Source organism: Streptomyces sp. NRRL S-1022 (assembly GCF_000720135.1).
In the GTDB taxonomy this organism is placed as follows: domain Bacteria; phylum Actinomycetota; class Actinomycetes; order Streptomycetales; family Streptomycetaceae; genus Streptomyces.
Genome location: NZ_JOIU01000026.1, coordinates 65431 through 83544 on the forward strand (window position 1 = coordinate 65431; position 18114 = coordinate 83544).

The 18114-nt window shown below is 73.8% G+C and carries 7 protein-coding genes; 1 reads left to right on the forward strand and 6 read right to left on the reverse strand.

Going from position 1 to position 18114, the window contains the following annotated elements:
* Positions 1–64 precede the first annotated feature (64 nt).
* Positions 65–1573 carry a cryptochrome/photolyase family protein gene (locus IG05_RS0131840; RefSeq protein WP_030347513.1) on the forward strand — a complete coding sequence of 503 codons (1509 nt, stop codon included), beginning with the start codon at positions 65–67 and terminating at the stop codon, positions 1571–1573.
* A 123-nt stretch (positions 1574–1696) separates the two neighbouring features.
* Here the strand turns inward: IG05_RS0131840 and IG05_RS0131845 are convergent, their stop codons facing one another.
* Genes IG05_RS0131845 through IG05_RS0131865 form a run of 6 tightly spaced genes read right to left on the reverse strand, consistent with a single transcriptional unit; the run spans position 1697 to position 17624 of the window.
* Entirely contained in the window at positions 1697–2458 is a 762-nt protein-coding gene (locus tag IG05_RS0131845) for a thioesterase II family protein (RefSeq protein WP_051790467.1), read from the reverse strand.
* The gene (locus tag IG05_RS43880; RefSeq protein ID WP_051790469.1) at positions 2455–3420 is read right to left on the reverse strand and encodes a phosphopantetheine-binding protein; all 966 of its coding nucleotides are present in this window, start codon (positions 3418–3420) and stop codon (positions 2455–2457) included. The genes IG05_RS0131845 and IG05_RS43880 overlap by 4 nt, the downstream gene beginning before the upstream one ends.
* A complete protein-coding gene (locus IG05_RS42665; protein WP_051790472.1) occupies positions 3396–5201 on the reverse strand; it encodes a type I polyketide synthase in 1806 nt (601 codons plus the stop codon). The genes IG05_RS43880 and IG05_RS42665 overlap by 25 nt, the downstream gene beginning before the upstream one ends.
* Complete coding sequence (locus tag IG05_RS0131855) at positions 5198–6472, reverse strand: MFS transporter (RefSeq protein ID WP_051790507.1); 1275 nt, start codon at positions 6470–6472, stop codon at positions 5198–5200. Before IG05_RS0131855 ends, IG05_RS42665 begins: the two co-directional genes overlap by 4 nt.
* Positions 6473–6474: 2 nt before the next feature.
* The gene (locus IG05_RS0131860; RefSeq protein WP_030347516.1) at positions 6475–15834 is read right to left on the reverse strand and encodes a non-ribosomal peptide synthetase; all 9360 of its coding nucleotides are present in this window, start codon (positions 15832–15834) and stop codon (positions 6475–6477) included.
* A complete protein-coding gene (locus IG05_RS0131865; RefSeq protein WP_030347517.1) occupies positions 15831–17624 on the reverse strand; it encodes an acyl-CoA dehydrogenase family protein in 1794 nt (597 codons plus the stop codon). The genes IG05_RS0131860 and IG05_RS0131865 overlap by 4 nt, the downstream gene beginning before the upstream one ends.
* Positions 17625–18114: the final 490 nt, after the last annotated feature.

Consider the following 18114-nt stretch of genomic DNA (forward strand, 5'->3'; position numbering starts at 1 on the left):
CCGGTGTCGGGGACCCCGCCGGGGGCGTGCGGTGGGAGCCTGCGGCGAAGGAGGTGTCCCTGACGTGACCACCCCGCACTGGATCTTCGGCGACCAGCTCGGACCGCACTTCCTCGCCCCGGCCGGCGCGGACGGGCCCGGCCCGGGGGCGCCGGTGGTGATGATCGAGGCCCGGTCGGTCTTCCGGCGGCGCCGCTTCCACCGGGCCAAGGCGCACCTGGTGCTGTCCGCGATGCGGCACCGCGCGGCGGAACTGGGCGGCAGGGTGACGTACGTCCGGGCCGAGACGTATCGGGAGGGGCTGCGCCGCGCGGTGGGCGGTTCACCGGTGACGGTGTGCCACCCCACCTCGCACGCCGCACTCCGGCTGGTGCGCTCCCTGCCCGGGGTGCGGGTGCTGCCCGCACGGGGCTTCCTCGTGGCGCGCGAGGAGTTCACCGCCTGGGCCGAGGAGCGCGGTGGGCGGCGGCTGCTCCAGGAGGACTTCTACCGCTGGGTGCGCCGGCGGCACGAACTGCTCATGGAAGGCGGCCAGCCGGCCGGCGGCCGGTTCAACCACGACCACGCCAACCGCGAGCCCCCGCCGAGCGGTGTCCGCCGGCTCGACGTGCCGGCTCCCTACCGGCCGCGGGAGGACGACGTCGACGCCGAGGTGCGCGCGGATCTCGACCGGTGGGAGCGCGAGGGCGGGGTGCGGTTCGTCGGCCGGAACGGCCCCCGCCGCTTCCCGGCCACGCGGCGGGAGGCGCTGTCGGCCCTGCGGCGGTTCGTGGATCACCGACTGGCGTCGTTCGGGCCGTACGAGGACGCGATGCTCGACGACGATCCGGTGATGAGCCACAGTCTGCTGTCGTCCTCGCTGAACCTCGGGCTGCTCCACCCTGCGGAGTGCGTGGAGCGGGCGGAGCACGCCTGGCGGGAGGGCGCGGTCCCGGTGAACAGCGCGGAGGGTTTCGTCCGGCAGGTCGCGGGCTGGCGTGAGTACGTCTGGCAGCTGTACTGGCACTTCGGCGAGGACTACCGGCGAGGCAACGCGCTCGGGCACACTGCGGAGCTGCCCGAGTACTTCGCCGAACTGGACGCGGACGCGGTCACCGCGCGCTGCCTGGCCACCGTGCTGGCGCAGGTGCGCGACACCGGGTGGACGCACCACATCCCCCGGCTCATGGTGCTGGGCAGCCACGCGCTGCAGCGGGGCTGGGACCCGGGCGCGGTGACCGACTGGTTCCACCGCTGCTTCGTCGACGGTTACGACTGGGTGATGGTGCCGAACGTGGTGGGCATGTCCCAGTACGCGGACGGCGGCCGGATGACCACCAAGCCGTACACCTCGGGCGGCGCGTACATCAACCGCATGAGCAACTTGTGCGGCGGCTGCGCCTACCGGCCGACCGAGCGCACCGGTCCCCGCGCGTGCCCGTACACCGCCGGATACTGGATCTTCCTGGACCGCCACCGGCGGCTGCTGTCCGGCAACGCGCGCATGCGGCGCGCCGTTCAGGGGCTGGACCGGCTCGGTGACCTCGACGAAGTCATGCGCGAGGGGCGCCGCGGCGCCTCGGAGGTGCCGTGAGGCTCCCGGCACGTGCCGGGACGGCGCGCGGGCGGGCCGGCAGACGATGTCGTCGACGGGGACGGGACCCTGGCGCCGCGAGGTCGGGGCGAGCCCTCTCCTCGCGGCGCCGAAGGTGGGGGCTCAGGGAGCCAGTACGGCGGCGAGCGATGCCATGGCGTCACGGAAGTAGAAGTGACCGCCGGTGAAGGTGTGCCGGCGCAGGGGCGCGGTGCCGTGCCGGTCCCAGGCGTCGAGCTGGTTCGGGGTGACGCTGTCGGCGTCGCCGCCGAGGACGACGAGCGGGACCGGAAGCGGCCCGGACTCCCGGTGCCGGTAGTTCTCCAGCAGGGCGAAGTCCGCACGGAACGCGGGCAGCAGCAGCGCCAGCAGGTCGGGGTCGGCAGCGATCTGGGGCGGGATGCCGCCGTAGCGCTCCTTCAGGACCGCGATCAGTTCCTCGTCCGGCAGATCGGACAGCCGGGCCCCGTGGCGCGGCAGGTGGGGGGCCGGGAAGGCCGAGACGATGAGCCGTTCGGGCAGGGGGCGGTCACGGGCGGCCAGTTCACGGGTCACCTCGTAGGCCACCAGTGCGCCGAGGCTGTGTCCGAACAGGTCGTAGGGTGCGGCGAACTCCGTCTCCGCCAGCAGGGCGTGGACCACGGAGTCCAGGTCGGTCAAGGCCGGTTCGGCGGCGCGGCCGCCGCGTCCCGGCATGCAGACGCCGTAGACCTGGGTGCCCTTCAGGTACTGGCTCCAGCGGACGTACTCGCCCGGGAGGCCGCCCGAGTGGGGGAAGCAGTACAGATGGCGCTCGGGGGCCGCGGTGGGAGGGCGGCCGTTCAGCCAGGGATTGCGCCGGGCGGGGGTGCCGCCGAGCAGCGGGGCGGGAAGGGACGTGGTCATGTGGTGGGGTTCTCCTTGGGCTCGGCGGGAGCGCCGGCCCCGCGCTCCTCGATCAGCGCGGCGAACGCCGACGGGGTCTGGAAGCGCAGGACGTCCGAGGCTTTGAAGGTCACGTGGAAGGCGGAGCCGGCCCAGGCGGCGAGCTTGGTGGCGGTCAGCGAGTCGCCGCCGAGGTCGAACAGGCCGTCCTGCGGGTCGATGTCCGGGTAGCCGAGGGCCTGTCCGAAGGCGGTGAGCACGGCCTGGAGGACGGGCGGGTGCTCCGGCGCGGGGACGCCGGCCGGTGTGTCGGCGACAGGATCGGCAGGAGCGGTGGCAGCCTCCCCCGGCACGTTCGGCGGCCCGGCTGCCGGCGCCGCGGTCGTGGAGGGGGACGGGGCCGTGGGCGGATGCGTCGCCGTGAACGGGGTCGTCGGCGGCACGAGGTGGTGGCGGCGTTCGAACGGGTACGTCGGCAGGGCGATCCGGCGCCCGGGCTCGTCGCCCCGCAGGGCGGCGAAGTCGGGGTGCGCACCCCGGGCCCACATCTCGCCGACGCCCGCGAGCAGCACCGCCTTCTCGGACGCCTCCTCCGCCGGGTGCGGGGCGAGGCGCACGACGGTCTGCTTGCTGTCGTAGGCGGCGTGCTGGCGGGTCAGCGTGGCCAGGGTGCGGCCCGGACCCATGTCGACGAGTACGCGGTCCGGGGTGCCGAACAGGGTGTTCAGCGCCTCTCCGAAGCGGACGGGTTCACGCATGTGCCGCACCCAGTACCGCGACGTGCGCACGGCGTCCGGGTCGGCCCATGCTCCGGTGGTGTCCGACAGCACCGGCAGGGCCGGCCGCTCGCGCGGCAGTGCTTCGATCGCCTCGGCGAAGCGCGGGGTGACCGGGTCGACCAGGGGTGAGTGACCCGCGGTGGCGATGCGCAGCACCCGTGCCTCCAGCCCGCGGTCGGTCAGCTCCTGCGCGAAGCGCGCCACGGAGGCGGCGGGACCGGTGACCGTGCACTGGCCGGGGCCGTTGACAGCGCTGCGACCGCCTTCTCGGCGTCCGTGCGGGGATAGAGGACTTCGCGCAGGTCGAAGCCGAGCGTACCGGTAGCGGCGTCGGCCAGTTCGTCCACGGCACGCCGGAACGCGGGCTCACCGTCGTACAGTTCGGCCGTCATGCCCGTGTGCTGGCCGCCCTGGCCGGGATACATGAAGACCAGTTCGGCGTCGGAGGGGGCACCCGCCCCGGGGGCGGTGGCGCGACCGCGCAGCGCGGTCACCGCATCCTGGGTGCCGGACGCCACCACGAACCGGCGGTAGGCGTGGTGCGTCCGTCCCGCCTGGAGGGTCCGGGCGGCGTCGCCCAGGTGTGTTCCGGGGTGCGCGGCGAGGTGGTCGGCCAGGCGGTCCGCGGCGGTCTCGGCGGCGGCCGGGGTCTTGCCGGAGACGAGCAGGAGCTCATGACCGGTTGGGGGCGCCGACTCCTCGCGGTGCGGGGCCTGTTCGAGGACGACGTGGGCGTTGGTGCCACCGACGCCGAGCGCGTTGACGCCGGCGATGCGCGGCCCGTCCGTCGGCCAGGCGCGGGTGGTGGCGTTGACCTCGAAGGAGGCGGTGGCGAAGTCGACGGCCGGATTGGGCCGCTGGTAGTGCAGGGTCGCCGGGACGACACCGTGCTCGACACTGAGGACGGCCTTGATGAAACCGGTGACGCCCGCCGCCGCGTCGGCGTGCCCGATGTTGGTCTTCACCGAGCCGATGAGGCAGGGGGCTTCGCGGTCCTCGCCGGTCCCGAAGGCGTGGGTGAGCGCGGCCACTTCGATGGGGTCGCCGAGCGCGGTGCCCGTACCGTGGGCCTCGACGTAGCCGACCTCGCGGGGTTCGATGCCGGCGACCTCGTGGGCGGTGCGGACCACTTCGGCCTGGCCCACGATGCTGGGGGCGGTGAAGCCCGCCTTGTGGCGTCCGTCGTTGTTGACGGCCGAGCCGCGGATCACCGCGTGGACGTGGTCGCCGTCGGCGAGGGCGTCCGCCAGGGGGCGCAGGACGACCACGCCGACCGCGCTGGCGGAGACCGTGCCGTCGCTGTCGGCGTCGAAGGCGCGGCAGTGACCGTCGGCCGCGACGATGCCGCCGGGCGTGTAGCGCATGGCGGGCAGGTGCGGCACCACGGTGGCGCCGCCCGCGAGGGCCAGGTCGCACTCGCCGTTCAGCAGTGCCTGCACGGCGAGGTGAACGGCCACCAGCGAGGTGGAGCACGCGGTCTGCACGGTCATCGCGGGACCGGTCAGGTCCAGGTGGTAGGCGATCCGGGTGGCGGCGAAGTCGGGGGCGGTGGCCTGGCGCACCCGCCACTCGTCGAGGAACGGCATCTCGTCGAGGCGGGCACGCACGGCCTCCGCGTAGCCGTTGCCGCCCGTCCCGACCCACACGCCGGTCACCGGGCGGTCCGCGCCGGCGTGCCCGGCCCGTTCGAGGGCTTCGTGGGCGCACTCCAGCAGCAGCCGCTGCTGCGGGTCGGTGATCAGCGCGTCCTGGGCGGACAGCCCGAAGTAGGCGGCGTCGAAGTCGCCCACGCCGTCGAGGACGCCGTAGGCGGGGACGAACTCGGGGTGGGCGGGGTCGGCGCGGTCGGGGAGCACGGTGATCGTCTCCCGGGCCGCGAGCAGGTTTTCCCAGAAGCGCTTGACGTCCGGAGCACCGGGGAACCGGCCGGCCATGCCCACCACCGCGACGAGGTGGTCCTGGTCGTCCTGTCGGCTGTCGGTCATCGAGAGTCCTTCCTGGGGTGTGCGGAAGAGGCACCGGGGGCGGCTCCCCGGGAGCCCAGGGCGCCGGTGACGAACAGGACGGCGGCGAGGGCCTGGAGGGCGGCCAGGCCCCAGAAGACGGGAGTGATCCCCGCCCGCTGGGCGACGGTGCCGGACAGGACCCAGCCGACCGTGCCGCCCAGGAGCGCCAGGGCCGTCGCGACGGTGAGCGCCTCCGGCCGCCGGTCCTGCGGGATCCGCAGGACGCGGACGGTCGCGACCGGTGCGTTGGAGACGCCGTTGAGCAGACCGGTGAAGACCAGCAGGCACACCAGCCCCGGCAGTGCGAGGTGCAGCGGCAGCGCGAAGAACGCCACGCCGAGGCCGATCCTGCCGGTGAGGGCGAGGGTGCGCGGGGGTACCCGGCGCATGAGCCGGCCGGCCAGGAGGGTGCCGGTCAGGGCGCCGCCGCCGAACGCGGTCAGCAGGCCGCCGGCGACGACGGAGGAACCGCCCTCGCGCGTCACGGCGATCACCGGGAGCAGGGCGAACATCGCCTGCCAGGCCATCTCCCCGAGCGCCAGGCCCGCCGACCAGTTGCTCAGCAGCCGGTCGGACAGCAGCAGGCGCAGCCCGGCCGTCGGAGACCGTCGGGGCGCCGGCGCCTGCGGCGGGGTGTGCGGCAGAAGCCGGCTCAGCAGGAGAGCGGAGGCGGCGAACGACACCGCGTCCACGAGGAGCACCGTGGGAGCGCCGAACAGGGAGATGAGGAGGCCGCCGAGCGTGGGGCCCAGCAGGACGCTGAGCCGGGTCGCGCTGTGCAGGGCGGCATTGGCCCGGCCGAGGAGTTGCTCGTCCTCGCCGACGACGCTCGGCAGGATGGCCTGCTGACTAGCCAGGTAGGGCGCGTAGAAGGCGCCGATGGCGAACATGACGACCATGAAGGTGGCCGTGTTCAGGCAGTGCAGGTAGTACAGCACCGGGAGGAGCGCCACGAGCGGGCCGCGGACGGTGTCCCCGATGAGCATGATCCGCCTCGGCCCGATCCGGCCGGTCCAGGAGGCGCCGAAGAAGCCGAACACCGCGATCGCGGCGAGCTGGGCGGCCATGACCAGGCCCATGTCACCGGCGTCGCCGGTGAGCTGGAGCACCAGCCAGGGCATGGACACGGCGCTGAGCTGGGTGCCGAGCATGGACGTGATCTCCGCGGCGAGGAGCACGCGAAGGGTGGGGTGGCTCCAGACACCGGGCGGGGAGCCGGCCGGAGTGGCCGGGGTGGTTTCCGTGGTCACGGTCACTCGCCTCCTTGCGTGCCGGGGCGCCGGCGGCCGCGACGGACGGGCCGGCCCGACCGGACGGGGCGTTTGGGGTGTCCTGGCCCGTCCGGGGTCCCGGCCGGGCGGCCGGGTTCGGCGGCCGCACCGAGCGCGCGGGCCAGGGCGGACACGGTCGGGTGCTCGAACAGCGTGGTGATGGGCAGTTCCCGGCCGAAGGCGGTGACGATCCTGCTGTGCAGCTTGGCCAGTGCCAGGGAGTTCCCGCCCAGGTCGAAGAAGGTGTCGTGGACCGAGATCTCGGGCAGCCCCAGGACCTCCGACCAGAGGGCGGCTACCTTGCGTTCGGTGTCGTTGCCCGGCGCGACGTGTCCGACGGTGCCGACCAGGTCGGCGCGCTCGGGGCGCGGCAGGGCGGCGTGGTCGACCTTGCCGCTGGTGGTCAGGGGCAGGGCGGCCAGGACCACCACCGCCTCCGGCACCATGAACGCCGGCAACTCCGCCCGTGCGCGGCGCAGCAGTCCGGCGCTGTCGGGGGTGTGCTCGCCACGCGGGGTCACGTAGGCGACGAGGGCCGGCGTGCGGTGTGGGTCCCCGGTGACGGCCGCCTGGGCGACCTCGGGCTGCTGCTGGAGGAAGTGCTCGATCTCGCCGGGCTCGACGCGGTACCCGCGCAGCTTGAGCTGGCGGTCGGCCCGGCCCAGGTACTCGACGGAGCCGTCGGGCAGCCTGCGGCCGAGGTCACCGGTGCGGTAGACCCGCAGCCGGCCGCCGTCCAGCTCGATCGTGCGGAAGCGCTCCTCGGTGAGTTCGGGCCGGTGCAGGTATCCCTCGGCGAGGCTGTCACCGGCGAGGTGGATCTCGCCGACGGTGCCGAGCGGGACACGTTGCACGGCCTCGTCGAGGACGAGCATCCGCACCCCGGCCAGGGGGCGGCCGATGCAGTTCAGCGGGGCGGTGCCCGCACTGTCCACGATGTGCTCGGAAGAGGCGACGGTGTTCTCGGTCGGGCCGTAGGAGTTGAGCACCCGGTAGGGCAGCGGGGCCGGCGGGCGCTGGGAGAGCGCGGCGCCGCCGATGCCCAGCCAGCGCAGCGCGCGGGGCGTGGTGGTGCTGCTGCTCCACATGGCCTCGGCCAGCGCGGTCGCGCAGAACGCCGCCGTCACGCCCTTGGCGTCCAGCCACGCGCCGAGCGTGGACGGAGTCACGGGCTCCTCGTGCGGGATGAGGCAGGCGCCGTTGGCGAGGGCCTGCCAGACCTCCATCTGGGAGGAGTCGAAGCTCACGCTGAGCAGGTGGGAGCAGCGGTCCCCGGCGCCGAGGCCCATGGTCGAGGCCGCGGAGCGCACCAGGTTGGCGAGCCCGCCGTGCCGGACGGCGACGCCCTTGGGCTTGCCGGTGGTGCCGGAGGTGTAGATGACATAGGCCCGGGAGTCGGCGGACCAGTCGGGCAGGTCCTCGGTGTCCTTGCCGTGTTCGGCGTCCGCCACCTCGGCGATGTCGACCACGGTGGCAGCGCCGGTCGCCGGCAGTGCGGTCCCGGTACGGGTCAGCAGTACGTCGGCGCGTACGTCGTCGAGGACGTATTCCTGCCGTGCGGCCGGCCAGGACGGGTCGAGTGGGCAGAATGCGGCTTCGGCGAACCAGGCGGCCAGCATCGCGACGACGAAGTCCTCGCCGCGTTCGAGGAGCAGGGCGACCGTGGGCGCCTCGTCCGACAGGTGTGGCTTCAGGGCCGCGGCGAGCGCGCGGGCGCGGCGTACGAGGCCGCGGTAGTCGAGCGTGCCACGGGTGCTCTCCACGGCCGGGGCGCCGGGACGGGTGCGGGCCTGGTGCAGGACGAGCGCGGGGACGGTGGTGACCGGTCCCGGCCGTGGTCCGTGTTCCCAGGCGCGGATGCGTTCCGCTTCCTGGGGCGGGAGCAGGTCGAGTGCGGCCACGGGCGTGTCGAGGCTGTCGGGCAGCCGGTCCAGCAGCGTGGTCAGGGTGCCGGCCATCTCTTCGACGTCCGTGCGGCGCAGCAGGCCGCCGTGGTAGGAGATGCGGCCGCGCAGGTGGGCGCCGTCGAGGACCAGGGCGACCGTCAGACCGAGCTTGCCGGTGTAGGCGGCGTCCTCGCCGTCGAGCGGGACGGCACTGAGGGTGCGCCCGCCGAGGGTGCGGGGACGTGCCGCGGCCGTGCTGAAGGACAGGCTGACGTCGCCGTAGGGGGTGCGGCCGGGCCTGCGGGGCGGGTTGATTCGGTCGATGACGTCCTCGAAGGGGACCTCGCCGTGCGCGAACGCCTCCAGCGTCTCGTCCCGCATGGCCTCCAGCATGTCGCGCACCGTGGCACCGGGCCGGAGCCGGGAGCGCAGCGGGACGGTGTTCAGGCAGGGGCCGAACACCTCCGCGAGTCCGTTGCGTCCCCGGTTGGTCATGGGACCGCTGATGACCACGTCGTCGGTGCCGGTGCGGCGGTGCAGCAGGACGGCCAGCGCGGTGGCGGCCGTCATGAACGGCGAGATGCCGTACCGCTCGTGGAGGGTGCGCAGGCGCTCGCCCGTTCCCTCGGGCAGCACCAGGTCGACCACGCCGTGCGGGGCGGGTTCCTCGGGCGCGGGCAGTTCGAGGTAGGCGGGCGCGCCCTCCAGTCGCTGCTGCCAGTGGGCGAGAGAGGCCTCGTGCCGGCTGGAGGAGCGGGCCGTGCTCTGGGCGCGTACGAAGTCCCGGTACTGCGCCGGCAGTACGTCCGTCGCGAGGTCGACGAGGTAGGCGGCGACGGCGTCCGCCAGGCGGGCGGCATCGGCGGCGGACACCCGGTCGCCCCGGTGGGAGAGCACGGCACTCAGTTCACCGTCCTGCTCCGTCACGGTCAGGGTGGCACCGAACTTGACCTCGCGGAGCCACATCGACTCCGTGGAAACGGGCCGCAGTTCGGCGTCGCCGAGTACCGCGCGCCGGTCGCCGCGCAGATTCATGTTGAGGACGACGTCGGTGTAGGGCGCGCTGCCGGCCGTCTGTTCCGGCCGGAGCCGGGCGAGGACCTCGTCGAAAGGAGCGTGGGCGTGTTCGAAGGCATCGAGCACCTCGGTGCGCATGGCGGTCAGGGCGTCGCGCGCGGTCGTGCCGGCGGTCTGGGCCGAGCGGAGCACGACGTGGTTGAGGCAGGGACCGAGCAGGTCGGCGGAGGCGGCGTCGCGGATGCTGGCGGGAACGCCGAAGGTCAGCGCCGGCATACCGCCGCAGCGGTGCAGGGCCGTCGCCAGGGCGGCCGCCATGATCATGAACCAGCTCGCGCCGTGTTCCGCCATGACCGGCCGCAGCCGGCCCAGCAGGCCGTCGGGCAGGGCGATCGGGACGGCTCCGTGGGCTTCGGGCCGCTCGGGGGCGGGCAGGCCGAGCCGGGCGGGCCAGCCTTCGAGCCGCTCCTGCCAGAAGGCGAGGTCGGCCTCGCGACGGGCGGCGCCGGTGACTTCGGCGGCGGCGGTGAAGGGGCCGTACTGGAGCGCGGGTGGCGCGGTGGGCACCCCGGCGAGGCTGTCGCGGTGGCAGCGTTCCAGCTCGCGGATGAGGACGCGTACGGACTCGCCGTCCACCACGAGGTGGTGCACGCAGAGCATGAACGCCGTACCGCGTGGACCGCAGTCGGCGACGGCGGCGCGCAGCAGTTGCCCCGACGCGAGGTCGAAGGGGCGGCCGGCGGCCTCGTCGAGCCACCGCGCGGCGGCTTCCTCGGGACCGTCGCCGTCCTCGGCCACGAAGGTGTGGACGTGCGGCCGCCAGGGCTGCTCGACGACCTGGCGGACGGTGCCGCCGCGCATGCGGAAGGCGGTGCGCAGGATCTCGTGCCCGGCGACCAGGCGGGCCAGCGCGTCCTCCAGGACGTCGATGTCCAGGGCACCGGTGACGGTCCAGCCGAGGGAGACGTGGGCCAGCGCGCCCTGGCCCATCTGTTCGGCCAGCCACATGCGGCGCTGGAACGCGCTCGCGGGCGACTCGTCGCCGGCCGCCGAGGGATCGGGGCGGGCCGCCACGGGGCGGCGCGCGTCCGCGGTGGACGCGACCGGTGCGGCGGGGGCGGGAGCGGCGGGGGCCGGCTCCTGCCGTACGGCGGGTGCGGGAGCGGCGGGTGCCGTGCCGCGACGGCCGGGGGTCGCGTCGATGAGGTCGGCGAGATCGCCCAGACGCGGTGTCTCGAAGAGGATCTTGATCGGCAGTTCGGCGCCGAACCGGTCGGCGATCTCCCCGATGAGGCGGACGACGAGCATGGAGTGCCCGCCGAGGGCGAAGAACGAGTCGTCCTCGCCGACGGCAGGCACGTCGAGCAGCTCGCGCCAGACGGCGGCGAGTTCGGCGGCGGTGCCGGCGCGTGGCTCGCGCCGCGCGGGGACTGCCAGGTCGGCCGTCCGCGCCCGCAGTTCCTTCACGTCGACTTTCCCGTTGACCGTCAGCGGGATGGCCGGCACGACGTGGAACAGCGAGGGCACCATGTACGAGGGCAGCCGCTGCGCGAGGTGGCTGCGCAACTCCGCCGCGCCCAGCTCTCGTTCGCTCTGCACGACGCCGACGAGGCGGTCGTCCTCGGCGAACACGACCGCGTCGGAGACGTCGGGGTGGCCGCACAGCACGGTCTGTACCTCTCCCGGCTCGATGCGGTAACCGCGCAGCTGTACCTGGGAGTCGGCGCGGCCGATGAACCGCAGGGAGCCGTCGGGCAGGTAGGCGGCGAGGTCGCCGCTGCGGAACAGGGTGCCGTCGCCGAACGGTGAGGGCACGAAGCGCTGGGCGGTCAGTTCGGGCCGGCCGAGATAGCCGCCGGCCACTCCGTCGCCGGCGACGTAGATCTCACCGACGGCGCCGACGGGCAGCAGGCGACGGCCGGTGTGGCGGTCGAGCAGGTAGAGACGGGTGGTGGGGATCGGGGTGCCCACCACGCTCGTGTCCGTCTCCATGTCGGAGCGGGTGACGGTGCGCACGCTGGCGTGCACGGTGGTCTCGGTGATGCCGTACATGTTGACGAGGCGGACGTGCGGGAAACGCTCCGACCACTCGGTCAGCATGCCCGGGCGCAGGGCCTCGCCGCCGAAGACGACGCAGCGCAGGGCGGACAGCCCGTCCGGGGTCGTGGGGTGCAGGCCGAGCAGGCGGCGGAACGCGCTGGGGGTCTGGTTGAGCACGGTGACGCGTTCGCGTTGGAGGAGGTCGAAGAAGAGGCCCGGGTCCCGGGTCTCGTCCTCGGAGACGAGCACGACCCGGCCGCCGTGGACGAGGCCGCCGAACAGCTCCCAGACGGAGAAGTCGAAGGCGTAGGAGTGGAACATCGTCCAGACGTCGGCCGGCCCGAAGGAGAACGGCAGCCGGTCGTTGACGAGCAGCCGCACCAGGTTGCGGTGGGTGAGCACGACCCCCTTGGGCCGACCGGTGGTGCCGGAGGTGTAGATGCAGTAGGCGGGCGAGTCCAGGGGCACGGCCGGAAGCGCGGTCTCCTCGCCGGCGGGGGCCGTGAGCAGCGCGTCCAGCGCGAGCACCGTCCCGTCGAAGTCACCGCCGGTGCCGGCGCCGGGCGCGAGTGCGAGGCGCACACCGGAGTCGGACAGGATGAACGTGCGACGCTCCGCCGGGATCGCCGGGTCGATGGGCAGGTAGGCGGCACCGGCCAGCAGGGTTCCGAGCACCGCGCGCACCTGGTCGGCGCCGCGCGGGAACAGCAGCGCGACGAGTTCGCCCGGGCGTACGCCCGCGGCCAGCAGGCCCCGGGCGACCGCGCGGGCGTCGGCCATCAGGTCGCCGTAGCTGACCATGACCTCGCCGTCGGTGAGCGCCGTGGCCTCGGGCCGGACGGTGGCCTGTCGTGCGATCAGCTCGTGGGCGGGGGTCTCCGCGTACGACGCCCCGGTGGCGTTCCACACCTTCAGCTGGACGTGGCGCTCCCGCTCCGAGAGCGGGTCGATGCCGGACACCTCACGCTCGGGGCGCTCGGTCAGCTGCCGTACGGCCTCGACGTAGTGCTCGGCCATGGCGGAGATCTGATCGTGGTCGAAGTACAGCCCGTTGTACACGAGATGGCCGCGGTGGCCGTCCCCGTCGGGCTGGAGGGCGAGGTGCAGGTCGTACTTGCCGCGGCCGCCGGCCGTGTCCACGACGTGCGCGAGGGTGCCGTCCGGGCCGGTCAGGGGCGCCGCGGCCGGCAGGTAGCTGTAGAGCACGTCGAAGAGCGCCGTGCGGCTCATGTCCTTCGACGGGTCGACGGCGCGTACCAGTTCGTCGAACCGGGCGCGGTCGTGGGCGCGGGCGTGCGCGGTCTCGGCGGCGGTGTGGGCGACGAGGTCGGCGAACGACTGCCGGGCGCGCGGGCGCAGGCGGACGGGCAGCAGGTTGCCGAGGGGGCCGACGACGTGCCGGTCCCGCTCGTCCCGTCCGGCGTGGGACAGGCCCAGCACCATGTCCTCCTGGCCGGAGTACCACTGGAGCAGCGCCGCGAAGGCGGCGAGGGCGATCTCCGGCACGTCGGCGCCGAGCCGGTCGGCGGCGGTGCGCAGTCCGAGTCCGGACGGGAGGCTGAAGGCCACCGACCGCTCCTCGTAGACGTGGACGGCGTCGCGGGTGCGGCGCTCGGGGAGCCGCAGCGGGTCGGCCGGCGGCTGGAGTACGGCGGCACGGGCGGCGAGGTGGGCCTGGTGGGTGTCCTCGTCAGCGGCGTCGAGCCAGGTCCGGTAGCTGCTCGGCAGGGGTGCCTCGCCGGCCGGCCCGGCGAGGATCTGCTCGGCGACGGTGAGCAGGGAGACACGGTCGACGACGGCCTGGTGTCCGCTGAGGGCGATCCAGCCCCCCGGTGTGCCGGCGTCGGGCTGGACGGCGACCCGCAGCAGCGGTCCGGCGCACAGGTCGAACGGCTCGCGGCCCCAGGCGGTCAGGGCGTCCGGGACGGACCGGTCGCGGTCCGTCCCCCCGGCGGGTGGCAGCCACTCGGGGACCACGGCCGCCCCGGGCCGCACGTGCTGGACGGGCCGGCCGTCCACGTCGAGCAGTTCGGTGCGCAGCACCTCGTGGGCGGTCACGACGGCGGTGACGGACTCGGCCAGCCGGGTGCGGTCCGGCAGGGCGTCCAGCCGCAGGAACAGGGGCAGGTTGTGGTAGGTCGGCGCGGCCGGGTACAGGTATCCCGTCTCGAAGCGGTCGACGAACCACATGCGCTCCTGGTGCGCGGAGGCGGGGTGGGTGTCCTCGGCGGCGGGGGCCGTCGCGTCGTACCCGGACGGCCGCTCGGCAGCGCTGCTGGCGCTCGGCTGGGTGTAGTGGGCGTCGAGCTCCTTGAGCAGGATGTTCTCGCACTCGCCGTCCCACAGCAGGTGGTGCAGGCAGACGAACAGCACCTGTCCGGCGTCACCGAGCTCGATGAGGGCGGCGGTCAGCAGCCGGCCGGTGGTGAGGTCGAACGGCTCGTGGGCGGCGGTGCGGATCCAGGCGTTGAGCGCCTCGTCGGAATCGGGGTGGCCGCTGAGGTCGACCCGTTCCACGTGCGGGGTCCAGGGGGCGCGTACGGTCTGCATCAGGTCGCCGTCCACCTCGTGGAAGGCGGTGCGCAGGATCTCGTGGCGCGCGATCGTCGCGGCCAGCGCGCGAGTGACGGCATCCGCGTCCAGGGGTTCCTCGACGCGCCAGGCGAGGGGCACGTTGTACGCCGCCGGATCGCCCGCGACCCGCTGGGCGAGCCATATCCGGCGCTGGAAGCTGGAGGCGGGGAAGGTGTCCCCGGCCGGTTCGGTGTGCGGCATCCGGGCGGGGGCCGGGGCGGTCCGGGGGGTGCCGGTGGCGGGCAGGACGCGGGCGGTGAAGTCCGCGAGCCGCGGGTGGTCGAACAGGGTGCGGATCCGGGCCGACGTGCCCGGGAAACGGTCCCGTACCGCGGCCACCAGCGTCTCCGCCAGCAGCGAATGTCCGCCCAGCTCGAAGAACGAGTCCTCCGCGCCAACGGGGCCCGAGCCGAGGACCGACTGCCAGACCTCTGCCATCTCCCACACCCGGGCGTCCCATCCCGCCGAGCCGGCCGGCGCCTCGGCGGACGGGGTGGCCGTGCCGGCCCGGGCGGGGCCGTCGGATGCCGGCACCTCGGCGAGAGGGGCGTCGGGGTCGGCCGCGATCGCGCGCAGGATGGACGAGTAGTCCTCGGCCATGGCGCGCACCACGGCGGCACCGAGGGAGCCGGCCGGGTCCTTCCACAGCAGATGCGTGCCGCAGCTGTCCTCACGGACCATCAGGGCGAGGCGGAAGCCGGCGGTGCTCTCCATGTCCATCAGACTCAGCCGCGCCTCGCCTCCGTCATGGCTCAGCCGGACATCGTGGACATCGATGTCAGCGTGCAGCCCGGCGTGCCAGTACTGGAAGACCGCCTGGTGGGTGCGTCGCTGCGCCTCGGGGCCGGTCAGTCCGGCGGCGCGCATGATGGCGGGCAGCGGCAGGTCGCCGTGAGCGAGGGCCTCCTTGACCCGGCCGCGCACCCTGGCCAGCAGGTCGCTGTAGCGGTCGTCGGCGTGGACCGGGACGCGGACCGGCAGGGCGTTGACGAAATAGCCGACGCGGTCGCGCACTTCGGGCAGCGCGCGGCCGTGGTAGGGGAGGAACGACAGCACGTCGGTGCTGCCGCTGTGACGCCGCAGCAGCGCGTACCAGGCACCCATCAGCACGGTCACGAAGGACATGCCGGCCTCGGCGGCACGGTCGCGCAGCGCGGCGGCGAGGTCCGCCGGCAGTGCCTCGCTGACGACCGTGTAGCGCGGATCCTCCTGTCCTGCGGGCAGGGTGAAGTCACCGCCGCCGTCGGCGAGGATCTCCTTCCAGTGGAGCCGGTGCTCCTCCCCCTGCGGACCGTAGGCGAGGTTCCGCGTGTGGGCGGCGAAAGCGGCAAGCGCGGGGGCGTGGTCCTCTCGCGGCAGGCTGTCGCCGCGGTAGGCGGCGCGCAGCGCGTCCAGGAACAGCAGGACGGAGGCACCGTCGTGGACGAGGTGGTGCACGGCGATCAGCAGGACCGTGTAGTCCGGGCCGTCGATGAGGTCGACGCGGGCCAGGGGGCCCTCTCGCAGGTCGAACGGGGTCTGCCAGGCGGCCCGGACAGCACTGTCGCGGTCCTGCACCGTACGCGTGCGTCGGACGGGGATCGCCCGGGCCTCCGACCAGTCCAGGACCGCTCCGTCCGCTCCCGGGCGCACCCGGGCGCGCAGGTGCGGGAACGCCTCACCCGTCTCGGCGACGGCACGGCGCAGCCGGTCGAAGTTCAGGGTGCCGCTCACCTCGAAGGGGGTGGGAATGATGTGGGTCCACTGCTCGGGGTCGAGTTTCCAGGAGATCCACATCGCCTCCTGGCCCACGGTCAGCGGGACGTGCGGGATGGGGGTGCTCATGAGGTGCTCTTTTCAGTGCTGCCACCGAGGGACGGGCGTGGGGCGCCGTCGGCGGTGAGGAATGCGTAGGCGGTACCGGACATCCAGGCGGAGGCGACCGCCTCGATGTCCGGTCCGGGCTGGCTCTGGAGCCGGCCGAGGAGATCGGTCACCCGCTGCCGGGCGGCGGTGCAGAAGACGTCGGCCAGTGCCTGGGCGCTGTCGTCCCCGGCGGCCGAGAGTGTGGAGGCGCGGGCGAGCGTGAGGGCCACGCCGAGGATCTCCCGCGTGACCGCGGCGAGTTGGATAAGGGTGCGTTCCGCGGCGTCGAGCTCCGCCCGGTCGGGGTGGCTGCGGGCCAGGTCGAGGCAGGTGCGTCCGAAGGCCCGGGTCTGCCGCGCCGCCCAGCGCAGGTGGCCGAGGTTGCGGTCGCTGAGGACCGTGCCGGTGGTGTCCAGGGGGACCTCGTCGCCGCCTTCGAGTTCTGCGGCGTGGTCCGGCTCGGGGTAGTAGTACGAAAGGATCGCCCGCTGGCCGATCCAGTTGTCGATCTGGAAGTCGACACCGCCGGAGATGCGCAGGTTGCGCAGGTCCCGCAGGAAGCGTTCCACGGGAACGGGAGGAGCGCCGCGCAGCCGCTTGCTGGGCGCGGTTTCGTACCCCTCCCCGGCCAGCAGGGACATGGCGCGCTCGGCGACGTCCCAGGCGAGGAGGGAGGAGGCGTTCTTGACGGCGTTCTGCTCGAACCGGAGGTTGAGGCCCCGCCCCTGGTCCTCGGGGAGCAGGCACCACTGGGCCATGGTCTCGATGGCGAAGGTGTCGGCCAGGCTCTCGGCGAGCCGCCGCCGTACCTCGTCGTATTCCGCCAGCGGCCGTTCGTCGATGAGGCGGCGGGCGGCGAAGTCACGCATCCAGCCGACGCACAGCCGGGCGACGGCGAGCGACGGGGCGGCGATCAGGTGCATCCGGCCGCGGCCGACGAGCCGGGCGGTGGCGGGGGTGGTGCGGACGACGTGGCCGAGGTCCCGCTCGACGAGCATGTGGCCGCCGCGGACCCGCACGTCCCTGAACTCCAGCCAGCCGTTGGGGAATCCCCTGATTCCCATGTACGTGTGCCAGTCACCGCTGGTCACTCCGGGGCTGTCGGTGCGCACGAAGAACATCCGCACCCGGTCGACGCCGTCCTCGTTGACCGTGGCGGAAACGCTGACCACCTCGGCGACGGGCGCGTGTCCGACGAAGACCTTGCTGCCGTTGAGCAGGTAGTCGTCGGTTCCCTCGATGCGGGTGGCGGTGGTGAACCGGCGCTGGTTGGCGGCCCCTTGCGGTTCGCTGTCCGCGCTGGCGGAGCGCGCTCCCCGGCGCACCACGTCACCGAGCAGTTCACGCAACGGGCCCTCGGGCGCCACGGTGAGGAACGCCCCGGCGCCGAGCGCGTTCTCGATGGCCAGGGACAGGGCCACCGGTGTGCTGTGCGCGGCGGCCGTCGACACCATGCGGAAGGTGTTGTAGTGCGACAGGGCGTGTCCGCCGAGGGCGGGGTCGGCCTGCAGTGCGAAGTAACCACGCCGGCCCAGCTCGTCGAGGAACCCGTCGGGCAGGGCGGCCCGGGCGTCGACGTCGTCGGGGTCGATCTGCTCACGTAAGAGGGCGGTCAGCTCCTCGGTCAGCTTCTCCCCGGTCGCGGCGTCCGCGGGGTCCTGCACGGGGAAGTCGCGGACGAGGTCCCAGCGGAAGCGGCCCTGGTAGAGCTCCTCCAGGAAGCTGACGCGGTCCGGATCACTGGTCGCATTCCGTGTCGTGGTTGCCAAGTGGCGTTCCTTACCTAGGGAAAGACGGCCGTACGGCGGGGGAAGGGCCGGGCGGCGAGGGGGGAGAAAGAGCGGGGTTGCGGGGGCTCAAGCCAGGGCGACGCGGAGGCCAGGGAGCGGAGCGAGCGCGGAGAGGGGTCGCGCGCCGACGGGCGTGGGGCGGGGCGGGCACGGGGAGTCCCGGTCCGGCGTCCGGCGCGTATGCGGGGCGAGTTCGCCGGGCCTTGCCCGGCGATGACGGCGGCGCGAAGCGTGTCGAAGGTCGGCGCGGACTGCCGACGGTGTGTCAGGTGGAGAGGTCGCCGCCCAACGGTGCGCTTGCCATGGTGTGCCGTTGTGACGGCCGGGGACGACGAGCGCGACGGGCATCTGCTCGGCGCAAGGACCTAACGACTCGACGGCATTCTGCCGTTCGAGCCAACCGGCTGAGACGTACACACCAATCCTTGCGTTCTGACGTGGGAGTGCGGTGGCTCAGAATGGTCGATGC